The sequence below is a fragment of the Promicromonospora alba genome, from assembly GCF_042654905.1.
Taxonomy (GTDB): Bacteria; Actinomycetota; Actinomycetes; order Actinomycetales; family Cellulomonadaceae; genus Promicromonospora; species Promicromonospora alba.
Map to the genome: position 1 here is coordinate 1,020,321 of NZ_JBHSFI010000005.1, position 14,344 is coordinate 1,034,664.

Genomic DNA, 14,344 nt, shown 5'->3' on the forward strand with positions numbered 1-14,344 from the left:
GCGGCCCTGGGCGGCAGCACGTGGTGCGGCAGGCTGACGTGGTCACCGAGCGCCTCGTTCGTCAGTCGCACCTCGCCGATCGGGGTCTGCGTGTCGGCCAGCAGCAGCGCGAGGCTCAGCACGGTCCCCCGCGGCCGGGAGACCGCCGCGTACGCCACGGCGCGCAGCCCGTCCCGGACCCGCCGGGCGGCCTCCTCGATCCGCGCGACGGAGCACGTGCGTACCGCTGCGTCGACGCTCCGGAGATCGGCCGGCAGGGAGTCCGGCGCGACCTCGGCGTAGTGCCACTGCCGCAGGTCCGCGAGCTCGGCCGCGCCGGTGGTGCGGCCGGCGGCGTCGGTGAGGCCGCGCAGGAGCCCCTCGTACTCTGCGCGTTCACGGTCGAGCGCAGCGCCGTGCGAGCCCTCGATGGCGGCGATCCATACCCGGTCCCGGTCGTCAGGGCTCGTTCGCTCTCGTTCCGGAGCCGCCCAGGGCGTCTCGTCGCCCGAGGACCACAGCTCCCAGGGGAACGCCTCCAGCAGGGCGTCGGCGTCGAACCTCGGCTCGGGCTGGCCGCCCAGCACGAACGCCTCCTCGACGGTCTCGGCGATCGGCTCGAACGCCCTGCCCGTGCCCGCGAGGTAGTCGCGGTACTTGAACGGGTGCTCGTGCGGGGACCGCACGAAGCGCGCGGGGACGCCGAGCGCCTCCGCGACGATGACGGCGTGCAGCGACGTGCTGATCACGAACCGGCTCGAGGCGATCTGCAGGAGCACCGAGTCCACGTGGTCCTGGGAGTCGAGCGTCTCCAGCTCGTGCTCGCCGGCCACCGCGGAGACGTCGTCCTTGTCGTTGAAGTTGGGCACGAAGAGCACGTCCCGCACCGGAGCGCGGCTCACCCGGAGCAGCTCCGGCATGACGTCGGCGAGGAGCAGGACCGGGTCGCCGTAGACCTCAGGCACGTCGAACCCGTGGCCCGACAGGAAACGCCTGGTCAGCGGGCCACGAACGGCCCGGAAGGCCACCCCGTCCGGGATGTCCTTGGTCGCCGCGAGCATCTTGCCGTTCACCCCGGACCCCCAGACGACGGATCGCTCCGGCGCGAGGTGCAGGATCGAGCCGACCGACAGCAGCGCCGGTCCGTCGGGCGCGACGGTACGTGGGGAGGATCCGACCAGGCGGGACACGATCGCCGGGCCCAGGACGTCGCCGAAGTTCGCCACCGGCGCACCGGACCGGATCGGGTTCCAGTGCACCACCGGTACCCCTGCGACCCGGGTGACGGCCCGGTCTCCCCCGAGCGCACCGGCCGTGGCGGCAGCAGCGGGCACAGCGGCGCCCGGCTCCGCGAGCAGGCTGCTCACCTCAGGCATCGTTCCTCCGTGCCGCACTCTGAAGCTCAGCCTTCTTCCGGTTCCTGCGGTTCTTGGCGGCTCGCTGGATCCGCCACTCGACGGCGCGGTAGGCCCGCAGCTTTCTGGCGCGCCGGCCGACCCGGATACCGCGCCAGCGAACCGCGGTAGCGACCCGTGCCGTCCCTGAGGCAAACGTGCGCAGGCCGAGCTCGTCGCCGTCCGCCAGCCGCATGGGCCGCACCACGCTCAGCGACGAGGCTCCACCCGGCCACGCGATACGGACCGGGAGCTCGAGCTCGCCGAACGCGTCCTCGACGATCACTCGGAGTCGCCAGTCGTACCCCGGCTCGAGCGCCGTCAGGTCGGCGTCGACCGACCAGCCCTTCTCGTTCACGGAGACGCGGCCGAAGAGCCGTTGGCTCTGCACGTCCCGCTGCTTGCCCACGGAGCCGAGCGCGAGGAGCCGGAGCACCCGCACGCCCGGGCGGACCGGTCCGCTGCCCCGCAGGTGCACCACGCGGCCCTGGACCCCCGTGATGGAGGCGGCGAACTTCGGCCGGTACTTGTACGGGTTGTACTGGGACTCGCGCCAGACGTCGTTCAGCTCCCCGTGCAGCAGAGCCTCCGCGACGCGGACCTCCCTGGTGGCCGGGGTCGCCGTCGACCGCACCGAGACCTCCGGGTCGATCTTGCTCGCGAAGACCATCATCCGTTCGCCGAGCTCGTCGTCCCAGGCATGGGACACGTCGATGAACGGGCGCATCACGTCGTTGCGCCAGACCTTCCCGGCCAGACGGCGGTCGAACCCGTCGGCCATGGCGGTCGAGAGCGCCTCGGCGAACGTCGTGATCGTGTCCGAACCACCGGCGAACCTCTTGCCCACCTCGCGTTCCCACACGGCGCGCGCGAGGTCGAGGTGACCGTGTGCGGCGAGGTGGAAGACGAGCGCGCGTCGCGCGCCGATCCGCTCCAGCGCCTCGAAGGGCGCGAGCGAGACCAGTCCGGCGACGGCGGCCGAGACCGCCACGCGGTCTTCCTTCTCCAGGTGGTCGAACCCGTCCTGCAGCAGCTTCCCGAGCGTCGCCCACGCGTCGGAGCCGAGCGCCATGTGCCAGTACTCGCGCGCGAGCTCGCTCCGGTCGTCCTCCGCCACCAGCACCGCGCAGAGGCGTTCCTGCACGAAGTAGCCGATCAGCGACCGCACGTCGCCGAGGCGTGCGGTCATCGAGCTCGCACCGGGGCGTGCACGGTAGTGATAGACCACCTCGGGCGTCACGGCGATGCTCCGCGCGAACCGCATGGCTGCGGTCATGGGAAGCATGTCGTTGCCACGGGGCGTGGTCGGGAAGTGCAGCCTGTGCTCCACCCAGAAGTCCCTGCGGACGAGCCGGTTCCAGCAGGTCCGGTTCCGGATCAGGCGGGGGTTGAGGTCGAGCGTCGTCCGTTCGAGCCGCGTCTCCAGCCCGTACTTCTTGGGGTCGCTCCACGTGGTCGAGGTCCACACCCGCTGGAAGCCGCCGACGGTGACGTCGGCCGCGCTGCTCTCCGCGAGGTCGAGGAGCGTCCGGTACGCGTGCCGCGGTACGAGGTCGTCGCCGTCGCAGAAGATGACGTACCTGCCGGCGGCCAGCTCGAGCCCCGCGTTCCTGGCCTGCGCGCCTCCGCTGCCGGGGTTGCGCACCGGTACGACCCGGGCGTCCCGGCTCGCCCAGTCGAGCACCTTCTCCCACGTGCCGTCCGTCGAGTGGTCGTCGACGACGATCAGCTCGAGGTCGCCCATCGTCTGCTCCAGCACGGAGCGGACGCACGCGTCGATCCACGGGTCCACGTCGAACGTGGGCATGACCACCGAGACCATCGGCCCCGTGTGCGCGGCCGGGGCGGAGCCCGGGCCGTCGGCGGTCAGGCTGAGCGCCTCGAGCAGCGCCGCGGGCAGCCCGTCGTGCCGTGCCTCCGGTTCGGGCCCGGCCAGGAGACCGAGGACGGCCGTGAGCGTCGGCGTCGGCACCCGGCGCAGCGTCGCGGCCTCGCTCGCCTCCAGCAGCTCCGTCACCAAGGTCGTGGCCGTCAGCCGCGTCTCGTCGTCGACGTCGCCGAGCGACTTGATGCGCGAGGCGACCTCGTAGCGCATCGCCTTCTCCACGAAGAACTGGACGGCTTCCGGGACGCCCACACCTTCGACCACGCGGAAGGCTTCCCGGACCTGGACCGCCCAGTCCAGGATGGTCCTGGACGACGTCAGCGCGGTAGTGATGGAGCCCGGCCGGCGCCGGTACAGGTACATGCAGAGGGGCACGACGTCGAAGGCCGACGCCGCCGCGTAGGCGCGCATCGACGGTACGACGTCCTCGCACTTGGTGGTCTCCGGCCAGCGGATGTCCTCGTGCACCAGGAACTCGCGCCGGAACACCTTGGTCCAAGCCGTGTGGTCGTACACGAGCTCCGGGAGGTCGGCCAGGGTCGCACCCTCCGCCCCCGTGGCGTACACCGAGGGGCGCGTGGTCCAGTACCGCTGCCGGCCCGACGACGTGCCGAACTCGTCCGCGTAGGCCGTGGCGAAGTCCGAGCCGGACCGCTCGAGCGAGGCCACCAGCGCCGCGTACGCACCCGGCACGACCATGTCGTCGCTGTCCGGGAAGGTCACGTACTTCCCCCGTGCGTGGCCGAGGCCGACGTTACGAGCGGCGCCCAGCCCGATGTTCACGGGATTCTCCACCACGCGGACCTGGTCGTACGCGGCCTCGAACTCACGCGCGATCGCTACCGAGCGGTCCGGCGACGCGTCGATGACGACGATGATCTCCTGCGAGACGTCCTGGTCGACGAGGCTGTTCAGACAGTCGTCCAGGTATCTCTCCACCCCGTAGACCGGCACCACGACCGACAGGAGCGGTATCTGCTCGTCCCGTATCCCGGGAGTCCCCGTCAAGATCTTCTGCTCCCCTTCGTGATCCAGCTTCCGGCGTGGAAAATCACAGTTTCAAGATGCGTCATCGGTCGGCCCATGCTAGCGGCTGACCAACACGAAAATGTGTCCAACCGGCCAAAGGGGCCAACTCCCCATGAGGTGAAGATGCGCGCCGCGATCCGAACCTTCCCTGCACGGGTACCCTCGCACGTTGATGACCTCCACCGACGGCGCACAGCCGAACCGCCGCCTGATCATCGGCCGCCGCCAGCTCCTGCTCGTGGGCGGCCTGGCCGTGGCCGGGGCCGGTATCGGCGTCACGTACCTGCGCCGGAGCGAGCCTGACCCGACGAGCAGTCCGACACCACCTGCCGAGGCTACTGCGACTACCCCGTACGCGCGGTTGCGGGCGCGCTGGTACACCCAGCTCACGGGCGGCGACGTCGATCTGTCGGTCCCGGAGATCGCCCAGGCCGTCGAAGGCGTCGACGGCGCTGCCCGGAGGGCCCTCGCCGACATGTCCCCCCGCGGGGACAGCGCAGGCGTCTGGCCGGACCTTCCGCTCGACGGCACCGGCCGCACCCGCGCCGTGGCGCTGCGCCACACGTCGGGCCGCCTCAGCTCCATGGCGGTCGCGTACGGGACGGCGGGCGGCTCGCTGTACCGGGACCCCGAGCTGCGGGCCCGCCTCATCGACGGGCTCGACCTCCTGCACGAACGCTACGCGGGCTACGAGACCACGCTCGAGGAGCCCTGGTTCGACCGGGAGATCAGTGTCCCGCTCGCGCTCACCTCGATCTGCCTGCTGCTGCGTGACGACCTGACCACGGACCGTCTCGAGCGGTACCTGGCACCCGTCGACTCGTTCACGCCGGAGCCCACGAAGGAGGGAGCCAACCTGGTCTGGACCTCTCAGGTCGTCGCCGAACGCGCGATGCTCCTCGACGACGGCGCCAAGCTCGACGCGGCCCGCGAGGGCCTGCAGCGCGCGCTCCGCACCGTGACGTCGGGCGACGGCGTCTATCCCGACGGCTCGTTCATCCAGCACCAGCGTCACCCGTACACCGGTGGATACGGGACCGCGTTCCTCAGGAGCTCGGTACGGCTCGTGGAGCTGCTGCACGGCTCCCGCTGGCAGATCGACGACGCGCAGCTCGACTTCCTCCTGGACTTCGCCGTCGACGGCGTGGCGCCGTGGCTGCACAAGGGCGCTCTCCTCAGCCCCGTGCGCGGCCGCGAGATCTCGCGCCGGCCGGCCACCGACGACAACGCCGGCCACATCGCGATGGGCGCGTTCCTCGCGCTGAGCGAGCTGGCCGGGCCGGAACGCCGGGACGAGATGGCGGGCATCACCCGCCTCGTGATCGAGCAGGACACGCTCACGCCGTTCACCGGGACGAACAACGTGCCCGCGGTCGCGGCAGCCCATCGCCTGCTGAGCTCCGGGGTGCCCGCAGCGGCTCCCGAGGAGGGCACCAGGGTCTTCGCGGGCATGGATCGCGTGGTGCACCGGCGTCCCGGATTCACGTTCGCGATAGCCATGTCGTCCTCCCGGATCGCCACCTACGAGGCGATCAACGGCGAGAACCAGCGCGGCTGGTGGACTGGTAGCGGCGCGACCTACCTGTACGACGACGACCTCGCCCAGTTCGACGACGGCTACTGGCCGACGGTGGACGCGACCCGCATCCCCGGCACGACGGTCCCCACGGGAGAGCCGGCGCCCGGGAGCGGGGCGGATGCGCTCAGCGAGGCCGCGCTGGCGGGTGGTGTCTCGCTCGGTTCGCACGGACTCGCCACCATGTCGTTCCGCACCCCCGCCGACTCCCCCGCTGCCGTGACGGGACGCAAGACCTGGTTCCTGCTCGGGGACGAGATAGTGGCGCTCGGCGCCGGGATCACCGGTCCCGGCGGTCGCCCCGTCGAGACCGTCATCGAGAACCGCAAGCTCTCCGCCGGCGCTGCCCAGCCGTTCGTCGTCGACGGGACCTACCTCGGGACGGCCCCGACGGACCGGTCGTTCGACAACCCCGGCTGGGCGCACCTCACGGGCCCCGCCGGAGGGTCCGACATCGGCTACGTCCTGCTGTCGGACGCGCAGGTCCGCGCGTCGCGGGAGTCGCGGACCGGGCGCTGGTCCGACATCAACCGGAGCACGGCGTTCGACTTCGACGAAGAGATCCGGAACGACTACGTGACGCTCCGCATCGACCACGGGCACGGGCCGCAGGGCGGTCGGTACGCGTACGTCCTGCTGCCCGGTGCCTCCCGTGAGGCGGTCCGCGCCTACGCGGCGAGCCCGCTGGTGACGGTGCTCTCCAACACGCTCGGGCTGCAGGCCGTCCGCAGGGGAAACGCGGTCGGGGCCAGCTTCGGGTCCACCGGCGAGCAGTCGGTCGCCGGCATCACCGCCCGCACCAGGGTGTCCGTGGTGGTCGTCCAGGACGGGAAGACGCTGTCGGTGGCCGTGAGCGACCCGAGCCAGACCGTGCAGGGCAGGGCAAGGATCGGTCTCGACCACCGCATCCTCCAGGTGGTCAGCGCCGACCCGCGGATCGAGGTACAGGCCGGAGGGGCTGCCGCGACGCTGCTCGTCGACCTGTCCGACGCGCGCGGGCAGACGTGCACAGCGGTCCTCGAGACCGCCTGACCACCAGCGGTGGTCAGGCGCGCCTGACCACCGTCATGCCCCGCGTGTCCACGAGCCGCTTGGTCGTCAGCCTCTCGGCCAGGGCGCGGAACACCGTGTGGTCCACGAGCAGCGCGTGCGCGTCGGCGCGCGCGAGCGCCTCCTCGGCGTCGACGAGCCGCACGTTGGGCAGGTCCGCCAGGGCGGCGGGCAGCTCGTCGATGTGCGGCTCGACGGCGAGCACCGTCATGTCCGGGGACGTCGTCGCCAGCTCACGCACGATCTCGGCGGCCGGCGACTCGCGCAGGTCGTCGATGTTCGGCTTGAAGGCCAGGCCGTAGGCGGCGACGACGGGGGCCTCGACCCCGGCGACGGCGTCGAGCACCTTGTCCAGCACCCAGCGGGGCTTCGCGTCGTTCACCTCGCGGGCCGTCCGTATCAGCCGGGCCTCCTGCGGCGCGGCGTCGACGAGGAACCAGGGGTCGACGGCGATACAGTGCCCGCCCACGCCGGGCCCGGGCTGCAGGATGTTGACGCGCGGGTGGTGGTTCGCGAGCCTGATGAGCTCCCAGACGTCGATGCCCAGCCGGTCCGCGACGAGGGACAGCTCGTTGGCGAAGGCGATGTTCACGTCGCGGAACGAGTTCTCGACGAGCTTGGCCGCCTCGGCGGTCGCGGCGTCGGTCAGCAGGATCTCGCCCTGGCAGAAGACCTGGTACAGGTCGCGCGAACGCTGCGCGGCCTCCGGCGTGATCCCGCCGACGATCCGGTCGTTCGTGACCAGCTCGACCATGATCTTCCCCGGCAGCACCCGCTCCGGGCAGTGCGCGACGTAGATCCGTGGCCGGCCGTCGGAACCGTCGAGACTGAGGTCGGGGCGCTGGGCGAGGATCCAGTCCGCCATGCGCTGCGTGGTGCCCGGCGGCGAGGTGGACTCGAGGATCACCAGCTCACCGCCGCGCAGCGTGGGCGCCAGCGCCTCGGCGGCCGACCTGATGTAGGAGAGGTCCGGCTTGTGGTCGTCCATGAACGGCGTGGGCACGGCGACGATGTACGCGTCGGCCGGCTCGGGCGTCGGCACCGCACGGAGCTTGCCCGCGGACACCGCCTCCGCGACGTATCCCGCCAGGTCCGGCTCCACGAACGGCACGCTCCCGCGGTTCACCGCGGTGACCGTCGCGGGACTGACGTCCACGCCCGTGACCGATACGCCGTTCGCGGCCAGGATCGCCGCCGTCGGGAGCCCGATGTATCCCAGCCCGATCACACTGACGCTACTGATCCCCATGTTTCCCGTCTCAGAAGACGACGTGCGTCGCCGCACGCCCGTAGTGCCTGACCTCGCCGCTCGCGAGCAGCTCGGCATCTGTCACGTCCCAGGAGTGCCCGCCGACGGCGGACCGCACCTGGACGAAGTTGAACCGGTCGGCGGAGTAGATGACCCCGCCGGCCGTCGTGACGTCCTCGAGGAACGCCGTGTCCTCGCCGCGGGCCAGCTCGCGGAAGCGCACGTCGGCAGCGACCGCACGCGCGGCGACGATCGTCGGCCCCATCACGCGGTCGGTGTACCGGTGCTCACGGTCCGCGAACCGCATGATCGTCGCGTCCGGCCCTTCGAGGTACATGTAGTGCGCCTGCTTGCCGACCACGTCCGCGCCCGAGTAGCCCAGGGCGTACAGCTGGTCCGACAGGTACTGCGGGCCGTACAGGTCGTCGTCGTCGATCTTGGCCACGACGTCGCCGTCCGCGGCGTCCAGCAGCAGGTTCAGGCAGGCGCCCAGCGGGAGGTCGGACGGCGCCGACAGGAGCTCGAACGTCTCGACGCCGGCTTCCTTCGCCCGCGCCCGCAGGTCGCCGTCGTCCGCCTCGAAGCCGTGCGTCAGCAGGGCGACCTGGAGGTCCACACCCTCCTGGGCCCCGAGCGTGGCCAGGACATGGTCGAGCTGGTGCGGGCGGTTCGTCGAGACCATGGCCGTCACGCGGGGTCGTGGCACTGCCTCCGACGCAGCGAGGCCCATGTCGTGCAGCACCCGCTGGGACCGCGCGGCATAGGTGTGCTCGCGCCAGATGCGGCGCTGCCCCTTGTGCACCGCCCGGTCGCGCAGCTCCGGAGAGCGCACCAGCGCGCGGATGGTGTGCGCCGCGTGCTCGCGGGTGGCCGCGACGAAGACCTCGTCGGCGGGGAAGTACTCCCCCACCGCGGCGCTCGGCGTGGAGACGACCGGCGTGCCGCTGGCCGTGATCTCGAAGATCCGGCGCGCGCACATCGACGGCGAGCCGACCACCGAGTTCACGTTGAGGAAGACCTTGTACTCGCGGTAGGCGGTCAGCATGCGGTCGTAGTCCAGCGAGCCGACGACGCGACCGTCCAGCGGCGCGGGGAACTGGTACTTCTGGTCCTTGCCGCGGAACCGGCTGAAGATCTCCAGGCCGTGCTCCATCTTGGGCGACACGTCCAGGGCCGCGCCGAGCAGCAGGTCCATCTGCTCGCGACGCTCCGGGTACTTGTGCGCGAAGTACATGCCGGCGAACGCGACGTCGCGTTCCGGGCCCCGGCCGTGCAGCCGGACGGGGTTGTGGATCGCCGGCTGCGCGGCGAACTCCAGCACGCCCACCCGCTCGTGCCCCAGGGCCGCTACATAGGCGGGCACGCGGTCGACGTCGGTCGTGTAGACGCGGTCGAACAACCGGGCGGTGTCGAGGAAGTCCTCGAAGTGGACCGGGTCCTCCTTGTTCCAGAAGACCGTCGGCACCCCCGCGGCCCGGCAGGCCTCGACGAGAGAGACAAATGCCGGGCGCGGGGCCGACGTGCCGGTCAGGTGGTACTGCCAGGCGCCGTCGTTGCCGTTCCACGCCGACTCCACGAACAGCAGGTCCAGGCCCGCGGCGAGCTCGTCACGCCAGGTTGCCGGCGTCAGCGCCACCTGGTTCCACTCGGGCGCGAACGCCAGCCGCGAGAAGTCGTCGAGGACGACGCCGACACGCAGGTCCCGCCGGTCGGGTGCGACAGCTGTCGTGGCCCTCGCGCCGGACGCGGGGCGTGCGGGCCACGGGTCGAACGTCAGGCCGTCCTTCGTCCGGCGTGCTCCACCGGTCTGCGCGGCCATCGGTACCCGCTGCCTGCGGAGATAGGTCCGCAGCTGGGTAGGTCCTCCGTGCCGGAGGTGCCACAGCGCGCGGCGAAGCCTGCCCACCATGCCCGGCGCGCGATCGTTCACGGCAAGAATGTCCCTGTCTGCTCGGATGGCTGCTTGCAAGCAACAAGCCAGAAAGAGCACCCCGCCAGGCGCTGGATGAAGGTGCCAGAAGTCCAGGATGCGCCATTGGTGGCCTCATGCTACAAGCGGAGAACGCCCAGATCACCGATAGTGGGCGTGCGGCACTCAGGTTCACCCGGCAACTCTCAGGCAGCTGTCCGGCAGCTCTGGCGGCGTTCCCCCGGACATCCTGGCACGCCGGCCCCCGGCGTCAGCGGACGCGCTCGATGCCCCCGGCCTTCTCGTCGAGCGAGATCCGGTGGCCGAAGTAGGCGACGGCACCGTTGGCACACAGGAGCACCACGGCGCCGGCTACGAGTGCCGCGACGAATCCTTTGCCGCGCCGAGCGCGGCGCGCGGGGTGTGGCGCCGGGTCGGAGGGCTCGGGCCGGGCGAGGGTGCCTGTGCCGCCATAGGTTTCATGCATACCCATCTAACTACAGGCTGCGGGACTGCCTCCGCATCAATAGCGGCAGGAGATCACCCGCTCTTCACCCTCGCCGACCCCGGTAGGAGGCCGGCTGTCCGCCCCTGGAAAGACCCCGGCGTGGGAGGATCCGGCACATGCGCGGAATCATTCTCGCCGGCGGTTCAGGCACTCGCCTCCACCCGATCACCCAGGGCATCAGCAAGCAGCTCGTCCCGGTCTACGACAAGCCGATGATCTACTACCCGCTGTCCACCCTGATCCTGGCGGGGATCCGCGACATCCTGGTCATCACGACGCCGCACGACGCCGACCAGTTCCACCGGCTCCTCGGCGACGGCTCGCAGTTCGGCGTCTCGATCAGCTACACGACGCAGCCCTCGCCGGACGGGCTCGCACAGGCCTTCGTACTCGGCGCCGAGTTCATCGGCGACGACTCGGTGGCACTCGTGCTCGGCGACAACATCTTCTACGGCCCCGGCCTGGGCCACCAGCTCACCCGCTTCGCCGACATCGACGGCGGCGCCGTCTTCGCCTATCGCGTCGCCGACCCCACCGCGTACGGTGTCGTCGAGTTCGACGCCGACGGCAAGGCGCTGTCCCTGGAGGAGAAGCCGGTGCGGCCCAAGTCCAGCTATGCCGTACCCGGCCTGTACTTCTACGACAACGACGTCGTCGCGATCGCCGAGGCGCTGGAGCCGTCGGCTCGCGGCGAGTACGAGATCACCGACGTCAACGCCGAGTACCTGCGCCAGGGGCGGCTCCAGGTCGAGGTGCTTCCCCGTGGCACCGCCTGGCTCGACACGGGGACGTTCGACTCGCTGCTGGAGGCCTCCGACTACGTCCGCACCATCGAACGACGGCAGGGTCTGAAGATCGGCGCCCCGGAGGAGGTCGCCTGGCGGCGTGGCTTCCTGTCCGACGACGAGCTGCGCGCCCGCGCGGAGAAGCTCACCAAGTCCGGCTACGGCAGCTACCTGCTGAGCCTGCTGGACGAGTAGCCCGCCCCCGCTAGAGCCCCGCCAGAACCGTAGGCGCGGCCGCGTCCCAGCGTTCGGCCCAGTCGCCGATCGGTTCGACGCCGAGCTCGTGGAGCTGGTCGTGGCCGAGCACCGAGTACGCGGGCCGCGGCGCGGGCAGCTGGTAGGCGGCACTCGTCGTGGCGTCGACGGGGGTGGGGTGGCCGGACGCCGCCACCACCTGGCGCGCGAAGCCGCACCAGGTCACCTGCCCCGACGACGTACCGTGGTAGATCCCGCCCGGGACCCGGGCAGCCACCAGCCGCACGATGAGGTCGGCCAGGTCGGCCGTCCACGTGGGCTGCCCCGTCTGGTCGTCGACGACGCTCAGCCGGTCCCGCTCCCCGGCGGCACGTGCGATGGTCCGGGGAAAGCAGCGTCCGCCGGCCCCGTACAGCCAGGCGGTCCGGACCACGACGGCGTCGGCAGTCTCCGCGCGGACCGCCCACTCGCCGGCGGCCTTGGTGCGCCCGTACGCGGAGCGCGGCGACATCGGCGCGTCCTCCGGGTAGGGCTCGGTCCCGTCGCCGTCGAACACGTAGTCCGTCGAGACGTGGACCAGGCGGGCTCCTGCCGCCGCAGCGGCCCGGGCGAGGTTGGCGGCGCCCGTCGCGTTCACGGCGAAGGCCTCGGCCTCGTGCGTCTCGGCGTCGTCCACGGCCGTCCAGGCGGCGCAGCTGACGACGACGTCGTAGCCCACTACCGCAGCCAGGGCCGCCGCGGCGTCGGTGACATCCAGTCCGTCCCGGCCGACCCCGGTCACCTGGTGGCCGGCACCCGCCGCCGCCTCCACGACGTCCCGGCCGAGCATTCCGGCGGCGCCCACGACCAGCCACCGCTGCGCCACGCCCTGCGTCCTGGTCACTTCGGGATCCTGAGCCACCCTAGGATCCTATGGCCACTACCGATCCCCGCGAGGAGCCCCATGAAGTACCGCGAGCTGACCGTGCCGGGCGCGTTCGAGATCACCCCCAAGCAGTTCGGCGATCCGCGCGGAGTCTTCCTCGAGGCGTTCAAGGCGAGCCCGTTCGCCGACGCCGTCGGGCACTCGTTCGACCTGCAGCAGGTCAACACCTCCGTGTCGGCCGCCGGCGTCCTGCGCGGGATCCACTTCGCTGACGTGCCGCCCAGCCAGGCCAAGTACGTCATGTGCGCCAAGGGCGCGGTGCTGGACGTCGTGGTGGACATCCGCGTCGGCTCCCCCACCTTCGGCACCTGGGACACGGTCCTGCTGGACGACGTCGACCGAAAGGCGATCTACCTGTCGGAGGGCCTGGGCCACGCCTTCATGTCCCTCGAGGACGGCTCCACCGTCGTGTACCTCTGCTCGACCGGCTACGCGCCGGGCCGCGAGCACGGCATCCACCCCCTCGACCCGGCCCTGGACATCCAGTGGCCGACGACGGCACGCGACGGCACCCCGATCACCCCGCAGCTCTCCGAAAAGGACGAGGCGGCCCCGACCCTCGCCGAAGCAAGGGCCCAAGGCCTCCTCCCCACGATGGAAGCGGTCACCGCCCACCTGACCACCCTCCAGCGTCGTTGAGTGCTGGGTATTTGCCCTTCTCTGTGCACCAGAGGGGCAAATACCCAGCACTCAACGGGGGCTACTGGCCTGAGGCCGCGTACTTGGCCTCCGTGGCCGCCTTTGCCGGGCGCCACCACGAGTCGTTCGAGCGGTACCACTCGACCGTCGCCTGCAGCCCCGCACGGAAGTCCGTGTAGCGGGGCGACCAGCCCAGCTCGGTCCGCAGCCGGCTCGCGTCGATCGCGTAGCGCAGGTCGTGCCCCGGCCGGTCGGTCACGTGGTCGAAGTCGTCGGCGTCGCGCCCGAAGATCTCCAGCAGCGTCCGCACGACGTCGAGGTTGCTGGTCTCGCCGTCCGCCCCGATCAGGTACGTCTCGCCGACCTGGCCCTTCTCGATGATGGTCCACACGGCCGAGTTGTGGTCCTCGACGTGGATCCAGTCGCGCACGTTCAGGCCCGCGCCGTACAGGCGGGGGCGCACGCCGTCGATCAGGTTGGTGATCTGGCGCGGGATGAACTTCTCGATGTGCTGGTACGGGCCGTAGTTGTTGGAGCAGTTCGAGATCGTGGCCTGCACCCCGAAGGACCGCACCCACGCCCGGACCAGCAGGTCGGACCCCGCCTTGGTCGCCGAGTACGGCGACGACGGGTTGTAGGGCGTCTCCGGCGTGAACCGGTCGGGGGTGTCCAGCGACAGGTCCCCGTACACCTCGTCGGTGGAGATGTGGTGGAACCGCACCGCATGCCTGCGCACCGCCTCGAGCAGCGTGAACGTGCCCACGAGGTTGGTCTGCACGAACGGCGAGGGGTCGTCCAGCGAGTTGTCGTTGTGCGACTCCGCCGCGAAGTGCACGACCAGGTCCGACTCCCCCACGAGCCGGTCGACGAGCGGCGCGTCGGCGATCGAGCCCTCGACCAGCTCGATGCGGCCGGCGACACCGTCGAGCGAGGACCGGTCGCCCGCGTAGGTCAGGGCGTCGAGCACGGTGACCTGCGCGTCCGGACGCTCCCGCACCGTCTGGTGGACGAAGTTGGCGCCGATGAAGCCCGCGCCGCCGGTGACCAGTACCTTCACGGGTCAGTCCCGCCCGTAGATGTCGCGGGTGTAGACCTTGTCGGCGACGTCGTCGAGGGCCTCGGTGCGGCGGTTGGCGATGATGACGTCGGCGCGGGTCTTGAACGCGTCCAGGTCACGGACGACCTCGGAGGCGAAGAACTCGCTCTCGTCGAGGGCGGGTT

General features: G+C 71.1%; 10 protein-coding genes and 1 pseudogene. 3 read left to right on the top strand and 8 right to left on the bottom strand.

Translation table 11 applies throughout. The annotated features are described in order from the left end of the window. A partial coding sequence (locus ACFO6V_RS19510; RefSeq protein ID WP_377138128.1) for a polysaccharide pyruvyl transferase family protein occupies nt 1–1,355 on the bottom strand: 1,355 nt, incomplete at its 3' end. Then, nucleotides 1,348–4,266 (bottom strand): glycosyltransferase family 2 protein, encoded by a 2,919-nt coding sequence (locus tag ACFO6V_RS19515; protein WP_377138130.1) that lies wholly within the window; start codon nt 4,264–4,266, stop codon nt 1,348–1,350. The genes ACFO6V_RS19515 and ACFO6V_RS19510, both read right to left, overlap by 8 nt. Before the next feature lie 193 nt (nt 4,267–4,459). On the opposite strand from ACFO6V_RS19515, the gene ACFO6V_RS19520 reads away from it, so the two are divergent. Beyond that, entirely contained in the window at nt 4,460–6,895 is a 2,436-nt protein-coding gene (locus ACFO6V_RS19520; RefSeq protein WP_377138132.1) for a polysaccharide lyase 8 family protein, read from the top strand. Nucleotides 6,896–6,908: 13 nt separating this feature from the next. Here ACFO6V_RS19520 and wecC read toward each other — a convergent pair whose 3' ends face one another. The 3 genes from wecC to ACFO6V_RS19535 all read right to left on the bottom strand — a co-directional run bounded on the left by wecC (nt 6,909) and on the right by ACFO6V_RS19535 (nt 10,558). Beyond that, a complete protein-coding gene (wecC, locus tag ACFO6V_RS19525) occupies nt 6,909–8,162 on the bottom strand; it encodes a UDP-N-acetyl-D-mannosamine dehydrogenase (RefSeq protein ID WP_377138134.1) in 1,254 nt (417 codons plus the stop codon). Nucleotides 8,163–8,172: 10 nt separating this feature from the next. Next, nucleotides 8,173–9,981 (bottom strand): glycosyltransferase family protein, encoded by a 1,809-nt coding sequence (locus ACFO6V_RS19530; RefSeq protein ID WP_377138197.1) that lies wholly within the window; start codon nt 9,979–9,981, stop codon nt 8,173–8,175. A gap of 361 nt (nt 9,982–10,342) precedes the next feature. Beyond that, the gene (locus ACFO6V_RS19535) at nt 10,343–10,558 is read right to left on the bottom strand and encodes a hypothetical protein (protein ID WP_377138136.1); all 216 of its coding nucleotides are present in this window, start codon (nt 10,556–10,558) and stop codon (nt 10,343–10,345) included. 137 nt (nt 10,559–10,695) lie between these two features. On the opposite strand from ACFO6V_RS19535, the gene rfbA reads away from it, so the two are divergent. After that, complete coding sequence (gene rfbA, locus ACFO6V_RS19540) at nt 10,696–11,559, top strand: glucose-1-phosphate thymidylyltransferase RfbA (RefSeq protein WP_377138138.1); 864 nt, start codon at nt 10,696–10,698, stop codon at nt 11,557–11,559. Between the two features lie 10 nt (nt 11,560–11,569). Here the strand turns inward: rfbA and rfbD are convergent, their stop codons facing one another. Continuing rightward, on the bottom strand, nt 11,570–12,442 hold the full coding sequence (gene rfbD, locus ACFO6V_RS19545) for a dTDP-4-dehydrorhamnose reductase (protein ID WP_377138140.1): 873 nt from the start codon (nt 12,440–12,442) through the stop codon (nt 11,570–11,572). A 60-nt stretch (nt 12,443–12,502) separates the two neighbouring features. Here rfbD and ACFO6V_RS19550 point away from each other — a divergent pair, with 60 nt between their 5' ends. After that, nucleotides 12,503–13,123, top strand: coding sequence for a dTDP-4-dehydrorhamnose 3,5-epimerase family protein (locus ACFO6V_RS19550; RefSeq protein WP_377138142.1), 621 nt, complete (start codon nt 12,503–12,505; stop codon nt 13,121–13,123). A 61-nt stretch (nt 13,124–13,184) separates the two neighbouring features. Here the strand turns inward: ACFO6V_RS19550 and rfbB are convergent, their stop codons facing one another. Together rfbB and ACFO6V_RS19560 are read right to left on the bottom strand one after the other, a co-directional pair. Continuing rightward, nucleotides 13,185–14,180: a dTDP-glucose 4,6-dehydratase gene (rfbB, locus tag ACFO6V_RS19555; protein WP_377138144.1), complete on the bottom strand. Its 996-nt coding sequence runs from the start codon at nt 14,178–14,180 to the stop codon at nt 13,185–13,187. A gap of 3 nt (nt 14,181–14,183) precedes the next feature. Then, nucleotides 14,184–14,344 (bottom strand): annotated as a pseudogene (locus tag ACFO6V_RS19560) (UDP-glucose 6-dehydrogenase); the annotation flags it as partial.